Genomic DNA, 22,269 nt, shown 5'->3' with positions numbered 1-22,269 from the left:
ATCCCTCACAGCAATGTGGGGGATTTTTTATTTGGTGATCGCCTTTCAGATAATCTCATTAGCAAGGCGATCGCCTGCCACAAAAATATATTAAACTAAAAACTAACTATAATGTGAAAATAGCATGATTACGATAACACCAACATTAGATATCCCGCCTGAAATTGCTGAAGGACTGGCAAATGGGATTTACTATCGCACTGGTGGCGTAATTCGAGAAGTTTTTGGGAAAAAGAATATAGTTACATGGCTACGCGATGTTCCTAATACTTCAGTAAATAATTTACTGACATTAGGGGATATAGCGTCTAGCGCCAGTATCCTCAACTTAGGTATTTCCGTAATGGGTTTTGCGGCTGTATTGCATAAACTCAAAGATTTAGAAGACCGATTACAAAAAATCCAGAAGACCTTAGAGAAAATTGATCGCAAAATCGATCTAGGCTTTTATGCTAACTTTCGCGCTGCTCTTGATTTAGCAACCAATGCTTTTTCGATGAACCAGTTAGAAACTCGTAAAAATATGGCAATTCAAGCTATCAATCGGTTGCTAGAAGCAGAGCATATTTATCTAGACTATATAGACAAGGAACTTGAGCTATGCAGTAAACTCGTCCACGAATATTTGTTAACTCTATCTCTAGCCTATATTGCCGAAGCGCGATGTCATTTAGAACTAGAAGAGTCTGATGTCGCTTTGCAACGTTTAGAAGCAGGATCTAAAGTAATTAGCAATCGCATTCGTAAATATCTTGATATCCTGCTTACCTCCAACCCCGCCGCTTATTTACATCCAAAATTTAAAAATGAAATTGGATTAAGCAAACTTACAAACGTTTATCGGTGGATTGATCCAAGTCTAGATGCTGCTGCTGTGTTTGAAATGCAACGGGATAATATTTTTAGTCTCAAAAAGGATCAAAGTATTGAATCAGGCTATCAATGGGTGAATAAACTGCCTCAGGCAATAGTATATGAATCTGAGGTTCAGGGCAGTATGTGGGGTAATAGAGAAGAAATGAAAACGGAAGCAATGAATCGTCTTCCACAGGTTTTCTCAACTATGGAGTCGATGATTGAAAGCATTCAACGTTTTGAGGCTTATCAGTCCGAGCTGAAAGCAATTTCAAAACTTGGAATAACTTTTCGTGAATGGACTCTACTAGCTCCAGTGGACAAACAGCATTCAGAGAATAAAGATTTGATGTATTTAATCCCATCTGCACCTGTTGAAGCTTGATGTAGTTGTAATTCCCAGAGATTTATTTAATGACTCACGAATATTCCAAAGCATTAGAACTTTCCTACCTAGCTTGGTTGGCATACAGCACCGAACTAGCAGAAATCCATGAGAAGCTAAACGCAAGTGAATCGCCGAATTTACAAGCTTACCAAATTCTTGAACTACTTAGAGAAGGGACAGAACACTATGGCTTTGTGGCAATAAATGGTGAACAAGAAATAGTTATTGCGATTCGGGGGACAGTCAGCGTCAAGGACTGGATGTATAACTTACTGACACCGCGTATTGTCGATGAATTTCATTTTGGTTTCCAACTGTACACCGAGCCAATTTGGAAACAACTACAAAATATTCTGCCCGATTTGCTCAAAGATAAACCCAAAATCATTACTACAGGGCATAGTCTAGGCGGCGCTTCAGCAACTTTACTCGCTCATAAACTCAATAAATCTGATTTAAAGCCCAGTTATTCTAGTCTCGAAACCTATACATTTGGTGCGCCGCCTTTGGGAACTGAGAGCGTGAAATTAGAATCATCACTCTATAGGTTTCGTACCCCTGGGGATCTGGTTCCCCATTTGCCACTATTGGGAGGCTGTATTGTGGAGATGACTGGCATTAACTTGTCTTGGCTGCCTCAAGTTCAACAGCCATTAGCGAAGATGAGTAAAACTCTCACGGAGTATAGCCATCCTGAGCCAGAGTATTTACTGCATTCCACAGGCAAAGTTTATAAACTTGATGCCTCTCAAATGAATATTCAGAAACAGCAATCTGAATTTTTGAAAATCTTGCTAGAGAAACCAGATCACGGTGCTGCTTTTTCCGAAATCAGCAGTAGCCTTGTCAAAATCTTTCAATTTCAAGGGAATATTCAGGCTTTAGTAACTGAAAGTATTGGAGGTTATCTCGGAAAGATTACTGAGACACTGCTTATTGAACATGATATCTTAAGGTATATTCAAGCTCTAGATAGTGAAAAAAACTTACCTCAATCAATTTTTGCTAAACCTGAACCTGATATCAAAACTGAGATACAAGCAATTAGCTTAGTAGAAAATAAAGACATGTTCAATAAAAACTTGTTGAAAAAGATTGCTAAAGGTGCGGTTCAAGCAGGTGAGGAGATTGTAGAGGAAACTGCTCATGTTAGTGGTGAAATTGTTGATGTGACTAATCTCTCTGAATCCGTTGATAATTCTCAAGTAAAAGACGAAGCTTCTACAAAAGACTCTGCAATTACGGTAACTACTGAGAAGGCACAAAAAGGTAATTGGTGGGATGGCGCATTCGGTGCAGTTGCAGGAGCCGCAGGAGCAGTTGGTAATGCAGCTAGTGCAGTTGGTGGCACAGTTGCAGGAGCGGCTGGATCTGTTGGAAATGCTGTAGGTGGTGCGGCTGGTGTCGTTGGTGGCACGGTTGCGGGTGCGGCGGGAAATGTTGGCGGGGCGATCGTTAGTGCGGGAAGTACAGTTGGAGGTATAGCAGGATCTGTTGGTAATGCAGTCGGTGGTGCGGCAGTGGCAACCGCAGGAGCAATTGGAGGCGCGGCTGGTGCATTTACGCAAACAGTTGGTGGTGCTGTTGTTGGTGGAATTTCATCAGCAACTAGTAGCGCAGGATTTGCGATCGAGACTGTTGGTAATAGTCCTCTAATTCGGAAAGCTGCCGAGGTGTTTAATGCTGATTGGTTTCTGAAAATAATAGATCAGGTAGATGCTGTCGCATCAGAAGCCGAGGTACAGCGCTTAAAACAACAATATCCCAACGATTCAGCCTATCAAATTGCTCAAAGAATTATTGGACAAAAAGCTGTGTTTGCGGGAGCGTCTGGATTTGCTACTACAATTGTCCCTGGTTCTGCCGCAGCTTTGTTTGCAGTTGATCTGGCTGCAACAACTTCGCTCCAAGCTGAGATGGTTTATCAAATTGCTTGTGCCTATGGAATGGATCTTAAAGACCCAGCTAGAAAAGGAGAAGTTGTCGCCGTATTCGGGTTAGCTTTTGGCGGCAAAATGGCAATCAAAGCAGGATTAGGACTGTTACGAAATATTCCACTTGCAGGAGCCGTGATTGCTGCAAGCTCTGATGCAGTGATGCTTTACACACTTGGTCAAGCGAGTTGTGCTTTTTATGAGGCTAAGTTAAACCCTGTCAACTTTGAAGAAAAATTAGTAGATATTCAAAAAGATAGTGAAGAGCGTTTAAAAAGTGCGATTCCCCAAGAACAGATTATCGATCAAATTCTCGTTCATGTGATCTTGGCAGGTAATCAAGGCAAAAGTAAGGAAAGTGTTTTGGCTGATCTGAAGGCGGCAAATCTTAGACCAGAATCGATTGATGCGATCGCTGAGTATATGGATTCACCACTTCCGCTGGAGGTATTATTAAAGGATCTCAAGCCAGAGTATGCGTTATCTTTGTTTGTCCAATGTCAGAAATTTGCGATGTTAGACGACATCATGACTCCTGAAGAAGCAAAAGTAATTGAGATGATTCATCAGAAATTTACTTAAAGCGTAAATTTAGTGTGGTTGGCTTTTTGATGAAATATGTTAGACTGCATAGCTACTTTAGACAATTAAGTCAACCTTAAACGCAACATCAATTGAGAATTATGGGGATACAATCTCAAAATCTTTTATCTTCTTTTGTGCGCGTTGTTATCGCTGCCAATATATTTGCTGTTATTTCACTCGGTGGAAATCCTCAAAATGATATTACTTGGGCAAAAAATCTAGATACTAAAAGTAATTCATCGAATCCCAAGCGCTTTTTATTCATAGATTTACAAAACCATTGGTCGCGATTGTTTGTTGAAGGGTTATTGTCACAGCCAGCTTTGAATGCTGCTTTAGTGAATCCTGATGCAAATAGCCAATTTCAGCCCGATCGCCCCATTACCCGTGCTGAACTTGCCAACTTATTAGAAATTGCCTTTGCTAATCGCAATGTTCCCAAGATTACGACGCGCTTAAATGAGCCTGCCACCAAAGCCGAGGTCTTAGTGGCGATCGCCCGTGAACTTAACCTCAATAGCAAAGCCCACAAAACACCGCAAACATATTTGTTGTCAATGTATCGTGATGCTTTGAAAGTTCCTGACTATGCTATCCCTGCGATCGCAACACTTACCCAACAAGGTTTAGTTACCAACTATCCCGACCCACGTATTCTTGCGCCGACTAATGCGATTACGAAAAGTGAACTAGCCGTATTGCTTTATCAGGCTCTTGCTTATCAAAAGAAATTACCAGCACTAGGCTCGCTCTATACGATTAATCCCAATCGACAGCTTTGGGATCGTGAACTGATGCAAGTGACACGCCTCGAAGTTAGCATCAGCAAGCGTAAGGTCACCGCCTTTCATGGTGAAATACCTTTAAAAACATATCCTGTGGCAGTTGGGAAAGAAGGGTGGAGTACTCCAATCGGCAATCATCGGGTTTTACAAACGATTGAGTATCCTGCTTGGCAAAATCCTTTTACAGGCGATGTAATTCCGAGCAAAGATCCTGAAAATCCGCTAGGCGATCGCTGGATTGGCTTTTGGACAAACGGCAAGGATTGGTCTGGGTTTCATGGTACTCCTAACCGAGCCTCAGTTGGGCAAGCGGCTTCTCATGGCTGTATCCGTATGTATAACGAAGATGTCCGAGAATTATTTAGCCAAGTAACCGTAGGAACTATCGTGAGAGTATCACCATAAAAAAGGAGACTTGCTTAGCAAGTCTCCTTTTTTATGGTTTGGTTTATGATTTGAGAACGCGCACTACAGTAGTTTGCGGGAGACTACTAGCATTGAGGTCTAGCGTTGAGCCTTCGAGTTTACGAACCGTGTCGGGGGGCATAAGGGAGAGGAACTCATCTACTGATGCTAGTTGGCAAGAATTACTGGATTTGTCAGTACGGTAATAAGTGGGGATGACAATGCGGGGATTAAGTTCTTGGACGATCGCCCTAGCTTCGACTGGAGAATAAGCTTTTAGTTGCATCGGATCAGTACCTTGAGGATTACCGCCAATGGGCAAGATCAAAACATCGGGACGACCCATCAAAATTCTTTGAGAAGCATTGATAGGTGCGGCTGCCCCACCTAAATGCAAGATAAAAATCCCCGATTGTTTCCAGCGCCATGCGACATTGCGTCCAAATCTGCGACCACCAATGCGATCGTGATCCATGGTGATGCCTTGCAGATTAATCCCCTTCAGATTGTAAGAACCTGGCTCAGACAAAACTCGCGTATCTTTGGGGAGATTTTCTAAATATCCTTCATCTAATAATCGTGAGCTAATTAAAATATAGTCAGATTTTGCCGTAGGAGAAGTTAATTTTGCTGTACAACCCGCAGGACGGAAAGGATGTGTTAAAAAGCTGACATTATCCCCTGAGATTAAAAATGACAGATGGCCCAACCATTGAAGCCTTAGAGTTGAATTAGTCTGAGAGTTGGCTGCGTCAGCGATGATTCCTGCGGTAAATGCTGAGATTAGTCCACCTTGGGCGAGTCGAAGAATTTGTCTGCGGCGCATGTTGTTTAGTTAATTGAGTATTTTTTGGGTTGCGTGAGGAATGCCCCACCACGATACTTTAGGCATTAGACTGTGACGCTTAATCCTTTTAGGAAGTTTCTCAGCAAGTCTTTGCCTGCCTCAGTCAAGATACTTTCAGGATGGAATTGGACACCTTGAACGTGAGGATATTGCTTGTGTCGGACTCCCATGATTATGTCATCTTCAGTCCATGCTGTAACTTCAAGTACATCGGGGCAATTTTGGCGGTCAATCACCAGACTATGATAGCGAGTTGCGGTAAATGGATTGGCTAGCCCTGCCAAAATACCGACTCCCGTATGATAAATTTGTGAGGTCTTGCCATGCATTAAGTAAGGTGCAGACACAACTTTGCCGCCATACATCAACCCCATACTTTGATGTCCGAGACATACGCCTAATATCGGAGTGTTTGCGTCCATTTCCCGAATGATATCTAGGGATACGCCCGCTTCTTCGGGACGACCGGGTCCTGGTGAAATTACGACTCCTGCGGGGCGAAGTTGCTTGACTTCTTCGATGCTTATTTCGTCATTTCGCTTAACTATAATTTCGCCTAATGTAGGGAATTCAGGCAATAATTCCCCAAGGTACTGTACAAGGTTATAGGTAAAGCTGTCGTAATTGTCGATAACGAGAATCATGTTTACAGGACTTGTATTTGTGAAGCTTATTTACAGCAATTACTGATCGAACAATCCCCAAGAAATTTTTTAAAAGGGTTGCAAAGCAATTATTTCAAAAAAATTTCTTGTTTTGGGTTTGAACTCAAATCGCTGTATAAAGCTTAGGGCTGAGTAGCGATCGCTAATTTATTACTCAAATTTAGCTTTCTCAATTTAACATTCTTTATCAAGAATTCAGACCAGAAAAGATTATGAAACCAGTTTTGGGAGTTGTCGCGTCGGTCTTAGTCGTTGGGGTGTGTGCAGATGTGGCGATCGCCCAACTGCGTGAAAAGCCACCTCAAAAAGTGCAGTTCCAGCAACAGGTTGTTGTCCCACCTAACGAAACTGCCGATCAGCTTTTGGAGCGTGGTAATGCCTATGTGCGTTTGGGGAATTTAGAAGGGGCGGTGGTAATTTTTCGGGCGGCGATCAAGAAAAATCCTGAGCTTACTGCTGCACATTACAACCTCGGTCTAGCCTATGTGCAGGGGGGCAAGCTCAAAGAGGCTATTTATTCTTTTCAACGGGCTACCAGACTCGACCCTAAGTTTGCGATCGCTTACAGTAATTTAGGTGCGGCGCAATTGCAGTCGGGTGATCCGACCCAAGCAATTCCCAATTTACAAAGAGCAGTTCGTCTTGATCCAAAACTCTCAGTAGCTTATTACAATCTCGGTCTAGCCTTTAAAGAAAAAAAAGACATTAACAATGCGATCGCCAATCTCAACCAAGCTCTCAAGCTAAATCCTCAAGCACCTGAAACGATCTATAACTTAGGGCTATTAATTCAAGCTCAGGGTGATCTCCAAAAGGCGAGCGCCTACTATGTCAAGGCGCTACAACTAAATCCTGAATATGCAGAGGCTTATTACAATTTGGGGGCGGCTTTATTAATTCAAGGTCAGACTGAAAAGGCGATCGGGCAATTGCGTAATGCTTTGCAATTCCGTAAAGACTATGCGGAGGCTTTTTATACGCTTGGGGTGGCGCAGGTAAGGGCTGGACAGAAGCAAGAGGCTATTCAATCTTTTATTCAAGCGCAAGCATTTTTTAATCAGCAAAAAAACATTACATGGGCGCAACAAAGCGATCGCCAAATTCAGAGATTACGCAGTAGCTAAACAAGAAAATTTTTTGCCTCGCAAAAAATTTTCTTGTTTAGGGAACACTCCAGACATGAATATTGCAGTCTTCGCCGCCACTGACTAAAGTTTGACCATCTTGACTTAGGGCGATCGCATTGATCAGGTTGACATGTCCATTAAGGACTTGAATTTGTTCACCTGTTTCTAAATTCCACACGCGGATTTCTTTATAACTGGCACTGATTAAAGTTTTACCATCACGGCTAATCACCAGCGACTTCACCCAGCCCCAATGACCTTCTAGGGTGCGAATCGCTTTACCTGTTTGCAAATCCCAGACTTTGATGCGAGTGTCGAGACTGCCACTAACAAGAGTGCGTCCATCGGGACTGATCGCAAAGGAGAGAACTCGCGCTGAATGTCCGATAAATTCCCAGCTTTGTTTGCCAGAGATTAAATCCCACACCCGAATAGTGGTATCCCAACTGCAACTGGCGATCGCTTTGCCATCGGGACTAAGGGCAACGGAATCTACAAGACTGGTGTGACCTCTTAGGGTACGAATTTCTGTCCCCGTTCTAATATCCCAAAGTTTGATCGTGGTGTCTTGACTGCCTGTAACTAACGTCTTGCCATCGGGCGTAATTGCCACCGAGTTGACATAGCCAATATGTCCTGTCAATGTCAGCAGTTCCTTTCCCGATCGCGCATCCCAGAGTTTGATCGTTTTATCGCGACTACCACTGACTAAGATACGACCATTTGCACTGATGGCAATGGATGTAACAATATGATTGTGACCGCGAATTGTGCCAATTTGCTTATGTTGAGTTCGATCTTTTCCTAAATCCCAAACCTTGATCGTGAAGTCTGCACCAGCACTATATAAAATCCTGCCATTAGCTGACAAAGCAAGTGTAGCGATCGCCTCGGCATGACCTTGCAAAGTATCAACAATATCGAATAGATGATATTGACTATAGTTAGCTAAAGCTTGACGAATATGCGATTCAGGTCTGCGCCACAGCAATAACAGAGCCGTGCGCTGTACTTTGAGCGATTCATCTTCTAGACCCCGTAAAATCAATTCTAAACCCGTTGCGCCATAGTTGAGAGCTTCTCTCAAAGCGGCAATTCTTGGCGCGATCGCAGGGCTACTTAATCTGCGTTTTACCCCTTCCAAGCCACCTAACACTACAGCACCGAGCGGCGGTGGTACTTGTCCGCCGAGAACTGCATCCTGTGACTTTGGCTGTGATTTTGAGATTACGATATTAATAGATTTGTGAACGGATGACATTCTTTCCATCGATAGGTATTGAAATCTCTCTGATCTACGGAAAAGATTCTGCCATGTCCTAGATGCTCAGCCAAAATTACAAGTGATGCATCTGCTAAGTCCATTGGCAAATCAGCATATTTTTGCATTAACTCGATAATGCGTGGGTTATGGATATTCTCTAGATGAAATATGCTGAAAAATCCTTGGTTTAGGCTTTCGATAAAGTTGATTGCGGTTTGGATGCCAAGACGGGAGAGCAATAGGTAAGTCGTTTCTGTGACGACGCACCAAGTTGTAATAAGGGGTTCGTTATATTTTTGAAGGGCTGTAACGGATTTTTGGTGATAGCGATCATTTTCGTCGATGAGTGCTAACCAAAAGCCTGTATCAACGATGATCATATTTTTTTGTCCAGCCCTCTGTAAGGATATGTTTGTAGTTGGTGGATAGGTTTTGATCTGTTGAGCAGCAACCAATTAAGCCAATTTTTTTGAAGTTCTCGTAATTGTTAACTGGTTTATCTGGTATTGCAGTGGGTAGATATCTTTTTTTGAGAATATGAACAAAGTCTAAAAGAATCTCTTGGGCTTCTTTGGGGAGATTGTCAATTTCTTGATGAATGGTTTCTATCATGAGGGTATGGCGATCACATTGCTTTTATTATGGCAAGAGTTGACTCATTAGGTTAACAGTCACGGTCAGCCGCCAAAAAATGAGAAGCACTATAATTCTGTAAAGGTGACAGCACAAGTGTTTGTATCTTCGCCCATGCCTTTGTGATAAAAGGTCAATTTGTAATTAGGAAATTTTTTTGATTTCTGCACCATGTCAGAGGCGACGAGTAACAAATGCCGATCGCTAGCTGGCAAATGCAACAGTCCACGCTTAATTCCATTTTTGATACCATCTTCGAGGGTATTAGTTAGCCTTGTGATTACCTTATCTAACTCAAGGCGATCGATAACGATTTCTTCTTCTGGCTCACTTTCAATTGCCGAAACATTTACGTCAGACATGATGAAATATTTTTTAACGGGTTATTTGGGGATGAGCGATGCTTGGCATCGCTCATCTGTTGACTAGGCTGATTTTGCTAAAGCTTCTTCTAAAGAATGTTCAATCTCTGAAAGTTGATATTCACCGTAAACTTCACAGGAGTTATTAGGGCTTTCAATCAATTTAATACTGTGCAACTTTGCGCCAATTTCGCGAATAGGCTGTGTCAGTACTTTTTGAATATAGACTGCAATATTTTCAGCAGTTGGCACAACTTCCGCAAAGTAAGGAATATCTTTGTTTAGGAATGTGTGATCCATTGGATCAAGTACATATTGATCTAAAGCTTTTTGAAAATCACCTAGATCGGCAATCATGCCAGTACGTGGATCGATTTCGCCTGCGATGGAGACTTCTAAATGGTAATTATGCCCGTGCCCATGCACACGAGCACATTTGCCATAAATTGCTGTATTTTCTTCGAGAGAGAGTGTATCTAAAGCGAGGCGATGAGCGGCAGAAAAGTGAGTGCTAACTGTTAAATGTGCTTGCATGTCATTACCTTGATAATCAGCCCAGAGTTCAGGATGTTCGTATAAGCGGATATTTACCAGTGGCAGGTGCGGCGCTAAACGCTGCCAGATCACACGGGCAATATTTTCAGTGGTAGGGAGAGTTTGCTGAAACTCTTCCCATGCTTGATTGAGATAGGAAAAATTTAATTGAGTCGTAACTTCACGAGCGATCGTATGTTTGACATCTGAGAGGTTAAGTACCATGCCAGTGTTGTCAATTTCGCCTTGCATCCCAACATACAAAACGTAGTTATGACCGTGGGGTGGAAAGTTTGTACATAAGCCAAATTTGGCTTGATTTTCCTCGTCTGGAATTTCGGGTAGCCAGTAACGATGACTAGCAGAAAATTCGGCTCGGCGATTAATTACACATTTAGCCATCAGGAATAAGCCACTAAAGACAAGGCTTGAAGAATTGTAAATTTATATTAATACGTTAGCATTTTCAGCGATCGCTTCGTGACTAAGTATATTTGCGGCGTTGATCGCGATCGCGATAATTAAAAACCAACAAGTAGGAGGTGGCGCGGAGCACCGCATCCTAGCTATATTTGCGGCGATCGCTATAATTAAAAAATATCTTTAAAAGTCCCTTGCTATCAGTGCGATCGCATTGTTTGAGGTTTGACGAAGATGAATGATGCAATTATTGCAACGGTAGCCGTATTACGCAATTATTTAGCCGAAAAATTTGCAGAGCGATCGCCTGTTATCCTTGCCGATCAATTTTTGTATTACGCAAAGGGTTTTCCTCGATTGCGGGTTGCGCCTGATGTGATGGTAATTTTTGATATTCCGCAACAACCCTATGACAATTACAAAATTTGGGAAACAGGACAAGTGCCCAGTGTCATTTTTGAAATGACTTCTGCTAGTACACAAGCTTACGACCAAACTAAAAAGCGGGAGCTTTACGAAAGTATTGGGGTTTTAGAATATTGGCTTTTCGATCCTAAAGGTGAATGGATTCCTGAAAAGTTACGTGGCTATCGTCGTCAAGCTAATCTGCCAGAAAAGGAAGAAGATTCACTGGTTTATGAGCTGATCGCTGATGGATTGAGTCAAGTGTTAGGTTTGCGCCTTGAATTTGAAGGTTCTCTGATTAATTTCTATCGCCAAGATAATGGTGAAAAGTTGTTAATCCCCAGTGAGTTATTTGCGGCTTTGCAAGAACAAACTCAGAGAGCAGAGTCTGCGGAAGAACGAGCGAGACTTGCTGAATTAGAGGCTCAAAACTTACGCGATCGCTTAGCGGCATTAGGGCTTGAAGCATAATCTCTGATAACAATCAGCTAAGTAGCTATTTGCTATTCGGTAAGTATAGATTCGAGATCTTGAGCGCCATGTAAAACTCTAAGAATTTCAACAGTTTCAGGAGATTGAATCTGATAAAAAATGATGTATTTCGTAAACCCTTTGATTTGATACTGACGAACTTGAGTTAGCTGTGGATGGCTGAAGTTACTAAGTTTGCCGATTGCTGGAAATTGAGCAATAACATTAAATGTGGCTTCAGCAGAATAGAGAAAGCGATCGCTTGCATCAAGATTTTCCAGACTGATATTGGTTGCATGGGCAATTAAGTCCTGAATTACGATCGGGCGTTTGTTGATGTTAGCCATCGGTATTAGCTATTTTGAGGGCGATCGCTATGGTTGTTGCGGACTGATTGACGGATTGCATTCCAATCATCGCTCGTCATAGGGGTTGGCGCTCCTGAAGCGATACCTTCGAGAATGAGTGGTTCAAGGTATTGTTTGCGCGATCGATCTTGCTGGATTAAGGTTTGAATGTAGTCATTGGCATTGGAGTAAGACCCTGATGCTATTTGCTCTTGTAGATATAGGGTCAAGGATTCGGGCAGGGTAACTGTTAGGGTTGTCATCGTTAGTCTGATGTAACTATATTTTTTGAGTATAGGTCATTTATTTGGCGAGCTACAGGTTGTAAATTTGGCAGAAAATTTTGGAGAATCATCGTAAAATCAATCCAAGTTTCTGGAAGTTTTAAGTCTATGACCTCTACGGCGAAAAACTATGCTGGTCAAAATTTGCGAGGTATATGTTTTAAGGGGCAAGACCTCTCAGGCTCAGACTTTAGCGGTGCGGATCTTAGGGGGACAAATTTTACGGGTGCAATTTTGAGAGGGGCGAATTTCTCAAAAGCTAAGACAGGGGTACAGAAGTGGTGGCTAGTCTTTTAGCTAATTCTTGCATTTATAGTATTAAGCTTATCAGGAATAATTGGTGCATCTGTAGCATTTTTCGCATTCAACCTCAGGATGTCTTCGTTTGGATTAAGTAATTTTTTTACTATATCAAGCATTATTACTTTTGTTGTGATGAGTTGTGTAACCATCCGTCAGGGGTTTACATCAAAATATTTTTTAGATTTATATATATCTGTGGTTATACTCGGAGTCTTAAGTATATTTCTGTCTTATATAATTTCTATCATTTATCGCACTAACATTGCCTGTAGTAGTGAGGACTGTACCTTAGTTAATATTGGAGCCTTATTGGGATTTGCTGCAATGTCTTATTCTATAGTTGCGGCTTTGATGATAGTTATTTTTATCACTGGGGTTGCGGCTGTTGCTGCCCTTAACAGTATTGATGTGAGTATTAGTAAGATTGCCTTACCTGTAGTTATTTCTATAGTTCTGTCTGCATATATTGCTGGAGTCATATCTGGATTTTCTGCGTCGGCTGGAACTATATCTGTATATTTATCAGGAATCTACTACTCATATTGCTCATTAAATGGCAACCCCAAGTTTGAGATATTACACAAATTTGCATTAATATTTTCGACAATTGGTGGCACTAAATTTCGTAATGCAAATTTAACCAATTCTAACTTTACAGAAGCTTCACTTACCAGTAGTGATTTTCGTAATTCCCAAGATAATATTACTAACCTGACACGCACTATTTGGAAGCAAGCAAGAAATCTAAACCGATCGCGTTTAGGAACATCAATTTTATCTAACTCCGAAGTACGCGAACTATTAGTCACAGGCAAACCCAACCAAAGCAAATCCTACGAAGGCTTAAACCTGCGCGGCGCAAATCTTGACGGTGTTTATTTAGAGAAGGTCAACTTCAAACGTGCCATCCTAAGCGAAGCAAGTTTCCGTAATGCAAATCTCGAATGGGTAAACTTTACTGAAACCCAAGCAATCAGTACAGATTTCACAGGCGCACAAATGACAGGCGTTTGCCTAGAAGGTTGGAGCTATGACCACACCACCAAACTTGATGATGTCGATTGTCGCTTTGTTTTTGAGCTAGAGCATCCCAACGCCAAAGGCAGCCGCGAACGCCGTCCCCACGATCCTGAAAAAGAGTTTGCAGCAGGTGACTTTACTAAACGCTACAGTGAAACCATCAACATCGTGCAGCTACTCATCCGCAATGGCATCAACCGCGAAGCCTTCATCGCCGCATGGGAAAAACTTACAGAAGAATATCCAGATATAAATCCTGATGACATTCAAGAAATCAAGAAAAAAGGTCAAGATGTCGAATTAACGGTTGCCGTTCCACAGGATACAGATAAAGGTAAATTCGAGCATAATTTCGATATTGGTTACGAAACCAAACTCAAGGAAATTGAAGCAAAATACCAAGCTCAATTAGAATCTAAGGAAGCGATGATTCTGCTCCAGAAGCAAAACATAGCCGATATCAAAGAAATTCTTCAGATTGCAAAATCACCTAATGTTAACATTCAAAATGAGGCTAAAGCAGTGGCAGAGCAAAATCCCGTAACAATCAAAGCAGGTCGAGATATTTCTGGTAACGTGATCAACCTTGGTGAAATCAAAGGCAATGTTACCAATGCAATTAACCAAATCCCAAACAAAGAAGACAGTGGCGACATCAAAACTCTCTTAACCCAACTGCAAGAAGCAATTAGCAGCGACAAAGAGCTTGCTGATGAAGACAAAGCCGATGCTCTCGAACAAGTCGAAAATCTTGCTAAAATTGCCCTTCACGACAAGCCTGAAGAAAAATCAACCCTTGCCAGCAAGGCAATTCGAGCTTTAAAACGCATTATCGACAACATTCCCACGATCGCCAAAATCGTCGAAACCGTGAGCAAAGTTTTCGGTGCATAGCAAATCGCCTTTCGCCAATCAATCAAGCTATTATTAACGTGAGTTCAAGCAACGATGGAAAAACATTATGGACTTATTTTTTAGTTTTGTGATCGGTGCGGGTGTCTTCTTTGGTCTCGGTAGTTCGTCATTTAAAATAGTTAACCAAGGTGAAGAAGCACTGGTTGCCTCCTTTGGGAAATACAAACGTAAACTACCTGCTGGCCCCCACTTTATCTTGCCCTTTATTGATACCGTCAGCTACAAAGGATCAATCAAAGAGCAGGTACTAGATATTCCACCGCAACAATGTATTACTCGCGATAACGTATCAATCACCGCCGATGCAGTAGTTTACTGGCGCGTAGTTGACATGGAGAAGGCTTTCTATCGTGTGGAAAATTTACGTCAAGCGATGGCAAATATTGTCTTGACTCAGATTCGTGCCGAACTAGGTAGTTTAGAGCTTGACGAAACTTTCACGGCAAGAAATAAAATTAATGAAGTTCTGTTACGTGACTTAGATGACGCCACTGATCCTTGGGGCGTGAAAGTAACAAGGGTGGAATTGCGCGACATCTTACCTGCTAAAGCTGTGCAGGAAGCTATGGAAATGCAGATGACAGCCGAGCGCAGAAAAAGGGCGGCTATTCTCAATTCTGAAGGTGAGCGCGAAGCGGCTGTTAATCAGGCGAAGGGCTTGGCTGAGTCGCAGTTACTAAATGCTGAGGCTTCACAAAAATCTGCCATTTTAGAAGCAGAGGGTCAGAAGCAGTCACGAATTTTGCGTGCTGAAGCGGAACGTCAAGAGCAGGTACTTAAAGCTCAAGGTACATCTCAAGCGATGCAAGTACTATTGCAGTCGATGAAGGGCAATCCTCAAGCAAACGAGGCGCTGCAATTTTTGTTAGCTCAGAACTATATTGCGATGGGAACGACCATTGGCTCCAGTGGCAGTAGCAAAGTTATGTTTATGGACCCGCGATCGCTGCCTTCGACCTTAGAAGGGCTGAAATCAATTGTGGATAACCCAGAGTCAGGTGATTGGACTAAGTAAACAAAAAGGCTCGCTTTGCGAGCCTTTTTGTTTATACCGATGGACTAATAGGAATGCGCTTGAGCATGTGATATTTGCATCCTGCGGCAAGAATATGCACACGTAAGTTATGGATTGTCAATGGAGCCGTGCCACTAACCCATAGTTGGTTGCTATAGGAAACTTCACCAGGATCGACTACGGTGACAGTACCACGTCCCAAAACGCGCATGGTATTGTTTGGCTCAAAAATGGCTACCGTATCTTCATCGATACCAATACCGATTTTGTCAGGATGCGCGGCGATCGCCGTCATCAGACGCGCCATCCGATTACGATTATGAAAGTGTTGATCGACAATGATTTCAGGCAGGATACTTAAGCCAGTACTCATATTGACCAGTTCCTTATGCGGAGACTCGCCGCTACTACCTCCAGAAATCATGTGATAGCCCATTGCGGCTGCGCCTGCACTTGTACCAGCTAAAACTAGACGCTTTTCATCAATCCGCTTGGCGATCGTAATTGCAAAGGGAGTATCGGCAATCAAACCACAAAGACGCAGTTGGTCGCCACCAGTCATAAATATGCCTGTAAACCGATCCACTAAAGCTTCTGCTTCAGGATAATCATCACGAGGACGCTCACGAATATCTAATACTTCTACCGCACTTGCGCCGAGTTCAGTAAAAATATCATGATAAATTCGTCCAATAATATCAGGTTCTCTTGAGGCGCATGGAATTATAGCAATGCGAGCTTGGGAGCCACCAGAACTTTCTACAAAGGCTTTGAGAATTTTGCGGTCTTGGACTTTATCCTCTCCACCACCAATTACCATTACCGCCGACTTAATAATTTGAGTCATGCCCCTATCTATTGCCACATCTTCATCTAAGTTCAGCATATTAGCAGATTGGTCAACAAATTTTTTTAGGCGATTGATTAGGTTCACGCCTCGACTCAGTTTTTGCTCTTGCTGACTCGCCAATGGTTTGAATTACCTCCATTGATGCTTACATGGCTAGCAATATGGCTAAACCTAGTCAGATTGTATAACTTTTGTGCTGTTAAAGACTAGTATTTCATCAAGTAATACCAATTTACGAAAGTGTGACAACACTTTTGTGAATTAAAATTCAAACCCAGTAAGGGTTTTTAAATTAAGAAATGGCGTAGCCATTTCTTAATTTAGTATAAGTACAAAATAAGGTGGGCAAAGTACCTGCCTTATTTTGTACTTATTTAATCATTTTGCCAACACTCACGACTAACTAAATCACAAATACGATCGCGTAATAGGTATTGATTATCTTCTAATTCTCGTTCGATCTGACACCATTCGCGATCGCGAAAGAAGCGACAAAGAGTATGAATTGGTTGGCTACGTGTGAGCCTTCCACTTTCGAGTAAATGTCTTGCTTCATCTTGAATAGCGCCGATGGAGTAGTAAAGTGATTGCAACATAACCAAACTCTCTGTATAGGTTTTTGCTAAATAATTTGCTTAATAAATTCAGTGATTTGCCCAATAACTTGAACTTATTTAAACTGGAACTTATCTAAAAGATAATTGAAGTCTGTAATGCAGAATACAGTCTTTAATTATCTTCGCACGGAGTTTTTGCTACTACATAAAAGTAAATGAAACTCAAAGTAAAAAAATATTTCTTGTTAGAACAGATAAATGCGCCACGGCACATTTATCTGTTCTACACTTTCTGGACAAAGGTTTTGCCAAGTAGTCCTTGAGGGCGCACAAGTAAGACGATGAACAGTAACGCAAAGGCTACAGCATCTTTATAGGCTGACTGATCGGAAGGAACAAAGGACTCAGCTAGTCCTAAGATAACGCCACCAACAACAGCTCCAGGAATATTGCCTAGCCCCCCTAAGACAATTACGGCTAGTCCTTTTAAGCCAAAGCCGATCCCAAAATAGGGACCAGAAATGCTGACACTTGAGCCGACTAGAGTTCCTGCGAGACCACCTAAAAAACCTGAAACGAAAAAGGTAAGCAGAATAAAAAAATCGGTATTTATGCCCAAAAGACTGGCAGTAACTGCATCTTCAGCCACGGCTTTCATGGCTTTGCCCAGCTTGGTGAAATTAATCCCATAGGTGAGAATTGCTAAGATTAGTCCTGATACTCCAAAAATGACAATTTGGACGGTGCGAATATTGATTGGTTTATCGATTGTGCCGAAATTTATCGCTGGTGGCAAGCTGCCGTAAATATTGGCAGGGAAGTTATAGCTCTCGGCTCCCACCAGATATTGGATTGTATTGACGATCACTACGGCTACGCCCAAGCTAGAAACTAAGGTGAGCAATGGGTCAGCTTGGCGATCACGTAAAGGGCGGAAGGCAATCCGCTCGATCAGGACACTTACTCCTCCTGCGAGGATGCTGCTAATGAAAATGGCAACAAAAAAAGGTAAATGTAGTTCTTTTGGTAAAGATAAGTTAGCAAGGATGCCATTAAATCCAAACGCACCACCGCAGAGTACATAAGTAAAATATGCTCCGAGCGTAAACACTGCTCCGTGAGCAAAGTTAATGATTCCTAAAATCGAGAATACTAATGTGTAGCCAAGGGCAAAGATGGCATAAACACTGCCAATCGATAAGCCATTTAAAAACTGCTGTAAAAATACCGAAAAGTCCATGCGAGGTTTTATGGGTTTTTTAAAAAATTCTACACTTGCGATCGCCACTATCGCGATCGCTGTAACAGTCACACCATCAATATCCGCGATCACTACACTCAAGCGTCCTCATCGCGCAGAAAACAAATCTCAGGATAAATCTCAGAATTTGATTGCTGCAAATGTTTCATCCCAACCAATTCAACTGCCTGATACAGGCATACAAAATGATAGCTGGAGTTGTGGACCAAATTCGGCGGCGCGGATATTGCGCTATTACGGGCATGATGTTAACTATGCAACAGTTCGAGCCGCGACGGATAAAAAACTGTTTTTGCCGCAAAAATTCCGTAATCCTTTGGATAACCAATGGATTGAGGTACGAACTGGCACACCGCCGCAGACATTGCAACAGGTCATGCAACGATGGGAAGGCGATCGCGTTAAAAAATCTCCAAAGACTAGTTTTAATCGGCTGATTAATTTAGTGCGATCGGGTAAACCTGTAATTGCCTTGGTGCGAGTTGGCAGTCTATCCATGCCCTATATTGGCTCGATTCCTTACTTACATTGGATTGCTGTAACGGGGGCTGATCCAGTAAGCCAACAAATTTATTACACAGATACCAATAGCCAAACCTATGCTTTGTCCTATCAAGATTTTCAGACAAGATGGAATTTGGGCTTAGATCGAGATGTGAGTGGGGCGATCGCCAGTGTTCTTAAAAGTAATGGTGTAGAAGCAAGAACCATTGTATGGGTAGACAAATAATTACAACGCTTCGCGCTGAAACCCAGACCCATAAATTTTTTGAAAGATTTGCAAAGCAAATCTTTCAAAAAATTTATGGGTCTGGAGTAATCGGGAATTTCCATAGGGAGCGTTTTGCGCTATCTATAGAAATTTAAGCCGTTCGACGCATCAGCTTAAGGCAACATTGCAAATACGATAAATAATTGAAATCCACAATTTGATAGGTTTCCTTGCTAAAGTCATTGATGTGGTGTGATGGATCAAGACTCAGCTCTTTTAATTTGTTTTTCTAATTTGCCAATCTACTGCTCATGATCATTTCTGCTTTTACCAACTCATAACTTCTCATGGCAGAAACAAGCTATAAGCAATATTAACTATGATCAAAATCGCAATTACGAAGATCGCAGTAGTGGGCTTTTTACCGCTAATGTGTAGTTTCGCTCCTGCTCTTGACCCGATCGCCTTAGCTCAAACATCACCTACTGTAACGACTCAGATTGCCCAGAGCGATCCACTAGCCAACACACCACTTAAGTTGGTAGAAAGAGCTAACTCGCTAAGGGAACAAAATCAACTTGATCGCGCCCTGACCCTTTATCGTCAAGCGATCGCTGCGAGTCCAGAGTTAGTGCCTGCTTACTATGGTTTGGGTGTAACGTTGCGCCAAAAGGGGGATATTCAAGGTGCAATCGAAGCTCACCGCCAAGCAATTCTGATCGATAAAAATTATACGCCCGCCTATTATGGTCTGGGGATAGCCCTGTATCAAAAAGGTGATGCCAATGGAGCGATCGATGCTTATGACCAGTTTATTCAGCTTAGTAAAGCTGACACCAATCTTGCTCCTGTTTATTACAATTTGGGGCTAGCCTACGAGAGCAAAAATAATCTTCAAGGAGCAATTACCTCTTTCCGCAAAGCAATTGAGGTTGATCCTAAATATGCTCTTGCTCACAACGGATTGGGGACAGTCCTGCGTCGGCAAGGTAATCGCCAAGAGGCGATCACTGCTTATCGTAAGGCAATCGAGCTTGCGCCCCAGTATGCGGTTGCCCATTTTGCCCTAGGGATCTCGCTGTATGAAGATCGTGACTATACAGGCGCAATTGATGCTTATAAGCGGGTAACTACGCTTGATCCAAATTTCCCGAATGTTTATTACAATCTTGGCTTGGCTTATAACCAGTCAAATGATCGCCCCAATGCGATCGCCACATTCCGCAAAGCATCCCAACAAGATCCCCGTAATGCCGATATCTATGCGGCTCTAGGTAGTGCTCTATTGCGTGAGGAAAATATTCCTGAAGCTGCCGAAGCCTTTAGACGCAGTACTGAACTAAATCCGAGAGTTGCTAGTACTTTCAACGGGCTAGGGCTAGCTCTGCGTCGTCAAGGAGATCTCGAAGGGGCGATCGCAGCCTATGAGAAATCGATCACGATTAATCCGCGATATGCGGCTGCTTACAATAATCTTGGACGGGTTCTGTCTGATCAAAATCGTACTTCTGAGGCAATTACTGCCTTTCGTCAAGCGATCGCCATTGATACTAAGAATGCTGTGGCTTATAGCAATCTTGGTAATTTATTGCGCTCTCAGGGCAATAGTGATGAAGCGATTGATGCTTTTCAGAAAACCATTGCGATTGGTAAAGAAGATTTATGGGTGGACTACACCAGTTTGGGACTTGCCTATGCTGATCGGGGCAGACTCGGCGAAGCTCAAGCTGCCTATTTCAAGGCTCTATCTTTAAATCCTACCTTTGCGAAGGCTCATTTCGGGCTAGGCGCGTTGTATACGCTTAAGGGTGAGGTCAGTAATGCGATTCGCTCTTACCAAGAGGCTTTAAAGCTATACGAAGAAAATCGTGATGCGGAATGGATCAAGCGAACGCAGCAAGCAATCCAAGCATTGCAAGGGATTACATAAAAACAGGCTGTGCTTGGCACAGCCTCAGCAATTCTAATTATAAAAATCGGTTTTTTGAAAGCCCGCCGTTGGCGGGCTTTCAAAAAACCGATTTTGGTGTTTCCAGCGCCGAAGGCGCTGGAAACACCAAAATCGGTTACATAATGAGAATTGCTGGCACAGCCTGTTTTTATGTGTTAAGTGACACTCAAATCGTTAAACTGTGATTCTGGTCGCGCACATCGCGACCAGAATTATGAAATAGATTATGGAGTTTTTAATATAAGCATGGGATTTTTAGAAGGTCATGTGGCGATCGTTACAGGTGCATCTAGAGGCATTGGACGCGCGATCGCCGTTGCACTTGCGGCTGAAGGTGCAAAAGTCGTGGTTAACTATGCCAGTTCCGCTAGCGCCGCCGAAGAAGTTGTTGCCGAAATTAAAAGCAAAGGTGGTGAGGCGATCGCCTTTCATGCAGATGTGTCCCACGAAGCACAAGTGGAGAGCTTACTCAAATCCGCGATCGATGCATGGGGACGTATAGATGTTTTGGTAAATAATGCTGGTATTACTCGCGATACCCTTTTGCTGCGAATGAAGCTGGAAGATTGGCAAGCCGTAATTGACCTCAACCTAACAGGCGTATTTCTTGCCACACGAGCCGTATCAAAAGTCATGCTCAAGCAAAAATCGGGTCGCATTATTAATATCGCCTCCGTCGCTGGACAAATGGGTAATCCTGGACAAGGAAACTACAGTGCCGCTAAGGCTGGAGTCATTGGCTTTACTAAAACCGTTGCTAAGGAAATGGCAAGCCGTGGCATTACTGTGAATGCAGTAGCCCCAGGGTTTATTGCTACAGATATGACCGCAGATCTCAAGAATACCGACGATATTCTCAAATTTATTCCCCTTGGTCGCTATGGTCAACCTGAAGAAATTGCAGGAATGGTGAGATTTTTAGCGGCTGACCCTGCGGCTGCTTATATTACTGGACAAGTCTTTAATGTCGATGGCGGCATGGTCATGGCTTAATTTTTGTAGCGCGACGAAGCCGCGCTACAAAAATTAAATCGCCGAGTCCTAAATTCTGTTAGTTTTTTGAGAGAGAGCCATATGCGCCACACCTTCAAAATTTTTAGCCAAGTTCTGAGTTTTTGGATATTTGTGATTAGCTTTTTGGTGATTAGTCCCAATTTAGCGATCGCAGCACCAACCAATACACCAATCAAAATTGCATCAGTTGATTTCACCAAACAAACTGCGATCGAGGTAAAAGTCAGTCTGAGTAACACTGCCAACGAACTCAAATTTATTCCCGATCGCTTCACCTTTGAGTCGGGCAAACGCTACAAGTTATTGCTGAATAATCCTAGCGGCTTAAAACATTACTTCACTAGCAAAGATTTWGATCGG

25 protein-coding genes and 1 pseudogene are annotated in these 22,269 nt (G+C 42.5%); 13 read left to right on the top strand and 13 right to left on the bottom strand.

Going from position 1 to position 22,269, the window contains the following annotated elements; all coding sequences use genetic code 11:
• Positions 1 to 124: 124 nt before the first annotated feature.
• The 3 genes from B9G53_RS06925 to B9G53_RS06915 all read left to right on the top strand — a co-directional run bounded on the left by B9G53_RS06925 (position 125) and on the right by B9G53_RS06915 (position 4,952).
• Positions 125 to 1,240, top strand: coding sequence for a hypothetical protein (locus B9G53_RS06925; RefSeq protein WP_094530548.1), 1,116 nt, complete (start codon positions 125 to 127; stop codon positions 1,238 to 1,240).
• A gap of 29 nt (positions 1,241 to 1,269) precedes the next feature.
• Positions 1,270 to 3,759 (top strand): EcsC family protein, encoded by a 2,490-nt coding sequence (locus tag B9G53_RS06920; RefSeq protein ID WP_094530546.1) that lies wholly within the window; start codon positions 1,270 to 1,272, stop codon positions 3,757 to 3,759.
• 101 nt (positions 3,760 to 3,860) lie between these two features.
• Positions 3,861 to 4,952 carry a L,D-transpeptidase gene (locus tag B9G53_RS06915; protein WP_094530544.1) on the top strand — a complete coding sequence of 364 codons (1,092 nt, stop codon included), beginning with the start codon at positions 3,861 to 3,863 and terminating at the stop codon, positions 4,950 to 4,952.
• Positions 4,953 to 4,995: 43 nt separating this feature from the next.
• Here B9G53_RS06915 and B9G53_RS06910 read toward each other — a convergent pair whose 3' ends face one another.
• Both B9G53_RS06910 and B9G53_RS06905 read right to left on the bottom strand, forming a co-directional pair.
• The gene (locus B9G53_RS06910) at positions 4,996 to 5,778 is read right to left on the bottom strand and encodes an MBL fold metallo-hydrolase (RefSeq protein ID WP_094530542.1); all 783 of its coding nucleotides are present in this window, start codon (positions 5,776 to 5,778) and stop codon (positions 4,996 to 4,998) included.
• A 65-nt stretch (positions 5,779 to 5,843) separates the two neighbouring features.
• Positions 5,844 to 6,443, bottom strand: coding sequence for an aminodeoxychorismate/anthranilate synthase component II (locus B9G53_RS06905; RefSeq protein ID WP_094530540.1), 600 nt, complete (start codon positions 6,441 to 6,443; stop codon positions 5,844 to 5,846).
• Positions 6,444 to 6,676: 233 nt separating this feature from the next.
• Here B9G53_RS06905 and B9G53_RS06900 point away from each other — a divergent pair, with 233 nt between their 5' ends.
• On the top strand, positions 6,677 to 7,588 hold the full coding sequence (locus B9G53_RS06900) for a lipopolysaccharide assembly protein LapB (RefSeq protein WP_094530538.1): 912 nt from the start codon (positions 6,677 to 6,679) through the stop codon (positions 7,586 to 7,588).
• Positions 7,589 to 7,625: 37 nt separating this feature from the next.
• Here B9G53_RS06900 and B9G53_RS06895 read toward each other — a convergent pair whose 3' ends face one another.
• From B9G53_RS06895 to B9G53_RS06875, 5 genes are all read right to left on the bottom strand, one after another.
• Complete coding sequence (locus tag B9G53_RS06895) at positions 7,626 to 8,852, bottom strand: WD40 repeat domain-containing protein (protein WP_254923580.1); 1,227 nt, start codon at positions 8,850 to 8,852, stop codon at positions 7,626 to 7,628.
• Positions 8,819 to 9,235 carry a type II toxin-antitoxin system VapC family toxin gene (locus B9G53_RS06890; protein ID WP_094530533.1) on the bottom strand — a complete coding sequence of 139 codons (417 nt, stop codon included), beginning with the start codon at positions 9,233 to 9,235 and terminating at the stop codon, positions 8,819 to 8,821. The genes B9G53_RS06895 and B9G53_RS06890 overlap by 34 nt, the downstream gene beginning before the upstream one ends.
• Positions 9,222 to 9,467, bottom strand: a complete 246-nt coding sequence (locus B9G53_RS06885; RefSeq protein WP_094530531.1) for a DUF2281 domain-containing protein — start codon at positions 9,465 to 9,467, stop codon at positions 9,222 to 9,224. The genes B9G53_RS06890 and B9G53_RS06885 overlap by 14 nt, the downstream gene beginning before the upstream one ends.
• Before the next feature lie 89 nt (positions 9,468 to 9,556).
• Positions 9,557 to 9,850 carry a hypothetical protein gene (locus B9G53_RS06880; protein ID WP_094530529.1) on the bottom strand — a complete coding sequence of 98 codons (294 nt, stop codon included), beginning with the start codon at positions 9,848 to 9,850 and terminating at the stop codon, positions 9,557 to 9,559.
• Between the two features lie 63 nt (positions 9,851 to 9,913).
• Positions 9,914 to 10,786 carry a 6-carboxytetrahydropterin synthase gene (locus B9G53_RS06875; RefSeq protein ID WP_094530527.1) on the bottom strand — a complete coding sequence of 291 codons (873 nt, stop codon included), beginning with the start codon at positions 10,784 to 10,786 and terminating at the stop codon, positions 9,914 to 9,916.
• A 252-nt stretch (positions 10,787 to 11,038) separates the two neighbouring features.
• Here B9G53_RS06875 and B9G53_RS06870 point away from each other — a divergent pair, with 252 nt between their 5' ends.
• Positions 11,039 to 11,680 carry a Uma2 family endonuclease gene (locus B9G53_RS06870; RefSeq protein ID WP_094530525.1) on the top strand — a complete coding sequence of 214 codons (642 nt, stop codon included), beginning with the start codon at positions 11,039 to 11,041 and terminating at the stop codon, positions 11,678 to 11,680.
• A gap of 32 nt (positions 11,681 to 11,712) precedes the next feature.
• Here the strand turns inward: B9G53_RS06870 and B9G53_RS06865 are convergent, their stop codons facing one another.
• A complete protein-coding gene (locus B9G53_RS06865; protein WP_094530523.1) occupies positions 11,713 to 12,027 on the bottom strand; it encodes a type II toxin-antitoxin system RelE/ParE family toxin in 315 nt (104 codons plus the stop codon).
• A gap of 5 nt (positions 12,028 to 12,032) precedes the next feature.
• Complete coding sequence (locus B9G53_RS06860) at positions 12,033 to 12,290, bottom strand: hypothetical protein (RefSeq protein ID WP_094530521.1); 258 nt, start codon at positions 12,288 to 12,290, stop codon at positions 12,033 to 12,035.
• 129 nt (positions 12,291 to 12,419) lie between these two features.
• Here B9G53_RS06860 and B9G53_RS06855 point away from each other — a divergent pair, with 129 nt between their 5' ends.
• Positions 12,420 to 12,608 carry a pentapeptide repeat-containing protein gene (locus B9G53_RS06855; RefSeq protein ID WP_094530519.1) on the top strand — a complete coding sequence of 63 codons (189 nt, stop codon included), beginning with the start codon at positions 12,420 to 12,422 and terminating at the stop codon, positions 12,606 to 12,608.
• Here the strand turns inward: B9G53_RS06855 and B9G53_RS27955 are convergent.
• Positions 12,605 to 12,763, bottom strand: a complete 159-nt coding sequence (locus tag B9G53_RS27955) for a hypothetical protein (RefSeq protein WP_217901525.1) — start codon at positions 12,761 to 12,763, stop codon at positions 12,605 to 12,607. The two genes, B9G53_RS06855 and B9G53_RS27955, sit on opposite strands and share 4 nt — an antisense overlap.
• 175 nt (positions 12,764 to 12,938) lie before the next feature.
• Between B9G53_RS27955 and B9G53_RS06850 the strand changes: the two genes are divergently transcribed.
• Entirely contained in the window at positions 12,939 to 14,528 is a 1,590-nt protein-coding gene (locus B9G53_RS06850) for a pentapeptide repeat-containing protein (protein WP_176453131.1), read from the top strand.
• A 67-nt stretch (positions 14,529 to 14,595) separates the two neighbouring features.
• Complete coding sequence (locus tag B9G53_RS06845; protein WP_094530515.1) at positions 14,596 to 15,564, top strand: SPFH domain-containing protein; 969 nt, start codon at positions 14,596 to 14,598, stop codon at positions 15,562 to 15,564.
• Between the two features lie 31 nt (positions 15,565 to 15,595).
• Here the strand turns inward: B9G53_RS06845 and B9G53_RS06840 are convergent, their stop codons facing one another.
• From B9G53_RS06840 to B9G53_RS06830, 3 genes are all read right to left on the bottom strand, one after another.
• Entirely contained in the window at positions 15,596 to 16,534 is a 939-nt protein-coding gene (locus B9G53_RS06840) for a cyanophycinase (protein ID WP_176453130.1), read from the bottom strand.
• Between the two features lie 254 nt (positions 16,535 to 16,788).
• Positions 16,789 to 17,010: a DUF4327 family protein gene (locus B9G53_RS06835; protein WP_094530513.1), complete on the bottom strand. Its 222-nt coding sequence runs from the start codon at positions 17,008 to 17,010 to the stop codon at positions 16,789 to 16,791.
• 244 nt (positions 17,011 to 17,254) lie between these two features.
• Positions 17,255 to 18,211, bottom strand: a complete 957-nt coding sequence (locus B9G53_RS06830) for a branched-chain amino acid ABC transporter permease (RefSeq protein WP_094530511.1) — start codon at positions 18,209 to 18,211, stop codon at positions 17,255 to 17,257.
• Between the two features lie 10 nt (positions 18,212 to 18,221).
• On the opposite strand from B9G53_RS06830, the gene B9G53_RS06825 reads away from it, so the two are divergent.
• The 5 genes and pseudogenes from B9G53_RS06825 to B9G53_RS06810 all read left to right on the top strand — a co-directional run.
• The gene (locus tag B9G53_RS06825; protein WP_176453129.1) at positions 18,222 to 18,962 is read left to right on the top strand and encodes a C39 family peptidase; all 741 of its coding nucleotides are present in this window, start codon (positions 18,222 to 18,224) and stop codon (positions 18,960 to 18,962) included.
• A gap of 361 nt (positions 18,963 to 19,323) precedes the next feature.
• A complete protein-coding gene (locus B9G53_RS06820; RefSeq protein WP_094530507.1) occupies positions 19,324 to 20,874 on the top strand; it encodes a tetratricopeptide repeat protein in 1,551 nt (516 codons plus the stop codon).
• Positions 20,823 to 21,080: a hypothetical protein gene (locus tag B9G53_RS26735; RefSeq protein ID WP_141211726.1), complete on the top strand. Its 258-nt coding sequence runs from the start codon at positions 20,823 to 20,825 to the stop codon at positions 21,078 to 21,080. Before B9G53_RS06820 ends, B9G53_RS26735 begins: the two co-directional genes overlap by 52 nt.
• Positions 21,081 to 21,141: 61 nt before the next feature.
• Positions 21,142 to 21,888, top strand: a complete 747-nt coding sequence (gene fabG, locus B9G53_RS06815) for a 3-oxoacyl-[acyl-carrier-protein] reductase (RefSeq protein ID WP_094530505.1) — start codon at positions 21,142 to 21,144, stop codon at positions 21,886 to 21,888.
• Between the two features lie 81 nt (positions 21,889 to 21,969).
• A pseudogene (locus B9G53_RS06810) lies at positions 21,970 to 22,269 on the top strand (copper-binding protein); the annotation flags it as partial.

This window comes from Pseudanabaena sp. SR411 (genome assembly GCF_002251945.1).
Taxonomy (GTDB): domain Bacteria; phylum Cyanobacteriota; class Cyanobacteriia; order Pseudanabaenales; family Pseudanabaenaceae; genus Pseudanabaena.
This window is presented reverse-complemented; position numbering and strand designations above follow the sequence as displayed.

Coding starts and splice junctions, on each gene's coding strand:
- B9G53_RS06895 (WP_254923580.1), bottom strand. CDS start 8,852: ATGTCATCCGTTCACAAATCTATTAATATCGTAATCTCAAAATCACAG.
- B9G53_RS06870 (WP_094530525.1), top strand. CDS start 11,039: ATGAATGATGCAATTATTGCAACGGTAGCCGTATTACGCAATTATTTA.
- B9G53_RS06920 (WP_094530546.1), top strand. CDS start 1,270: ATGACTCACGAATATTCCAAAGCATTAGAACTTTCCTACCTAGCTTGG.
- B9G53_RS06875 (WP_094530527.1), bottom strand. CDS start 10,786: ATGGCTAAATGTGTAATTAATCGCCGAGCCGAATTTTCTGCTAGTCAT.
- B9G53_RS06905 (WP_094530540.1), bottom strand. CDS start 6,443: ATGATTCTCGTTATCGACAATTACGACAGCTTTACCTATAACCTTGTA.
- B9G53_RS06890 (WP_094530533.1), bottom strand. CDS start 9,235: ATGATCATCGTTGATACAGGCTTTTGGTTAGCACTCATCGACGAAAAT.
- B9G53_RS06880 (WP_094530529.1), bottom strand. CDS start 9,850: ATGTCTGACGTAAATGTTTCGGCAATTGAAAGTGAGCCAGAAGAAGAA.
- B9G53_RS06860 (WP_094530521.1), bottom strand. CDS start 12,290: ATGACAACCCTAACAGTTACCCTGCCCGAATCCTTGACCCTATATCTA.
- B9G53_RS06885 (WP_094530531.1), bottom strand. CDS start 9,467: ATGATAGAAACCATTCATCAAGAAATTGACAATCTCCCCAAAGAAGCC.
- B9G53_RS26735 (WP_141211726.1), top strand. CDS start 20,823: ATGGATCAAGCGAACGCAGCAAGCAATCCAAGCATTGCAAGGGATTAC.
- B9G53_RS06900 (WP_094530538.1), top strand. CDS start 6,677: ATGAAACCAGTTTTGGGAGTTGTCGCGTCGGTCTTAGTCGTTGGGGTG.
- B9G53_RS06845 (WP_094530515.1), top strand. CDS start 14,596: ATGGACTTATTTTTTAGTTTTGTGATCGGTGCGGGTGTCTTCTTTGGT.
- fabG (WP_094530505.1), top strand. CDS start 21,142: ATGGGATTTTTAGAAGGTCATGTGGCGATCGTTACAGGTGCATCTAGA.
- B9G53_RS06865 (WP_094530523.1), bottom strand. CDS start 12,027: ATGGCTAACATCAACAAACGCCCGATCGTAATTCAGGACTTAATTGCC.
- B9G53_RS27955 (WP_217901525.1), bottom strand. CDS start 12,763: ATGGTTACACAACTCATCACAACAAAAGTAATAATGCTTGATATAGTA.
- B9G53_RS06855 (WP_094530519.1), top strand. CDS start 12,420: ATGACCTCTACGGCGAAAAACTATGCTGGTCAAAATTTGCGAGGTATA.
- B9G53_RS06915 (WP_094530544.1), top strand. CDS start 3,861: ATGGGGATACAATCTCAAAATCTTTTATCTTCTTTTGTGCGCGTTGTT.
- B9G53_RS06825 (WP_176453129.1), top strand. CDS start 18,222: ATGGGTTTTTTAAAAAATTCTACACTTGCGATCGCCACTATCGCGATC.
- B9G53_RS06925 (WP_094530548.1), top strand. CDS start 125: ATGATTACGATAACACCAACATTAGATATCCCGCCTGAAATTGCTGAA.
- B9G53_RS06910 (WP_094530542.1), bottom strand. CDS start 5,778: ATGCGCCGCAGACAAATTCTTCGACTCGCCCAAGGTGGACTAATCTCA.
- B9G53_RS06830 (WP_094530511.1), bottom strand. CDS start 18,211: ATGGACTTTTCGGTATTTTTACAGCAGTTTTTAAATGGCTTATCGATT.
- B9G53_RS06820 (WP_094530507.1), top strand. CDS start 19,324: ATGATCAAAATCGCAATTACGAAGATCGCAGTAGTGGGCTTTTTACCG.
- B9G53_RS06850 (WP_176453131.1), top strand. CDS start 12,939: ATGTCTTATTCTATAGTTGCGGCTTTGATGATAGTTATTTTTATCACT.
- B9G53_RS06835 (WP_094530513.1), bottom strand. CDS start 17,010: ATGTTGCAATCACTTTACTACTCCATCGGCGCTATTCAAGATGAAGCA.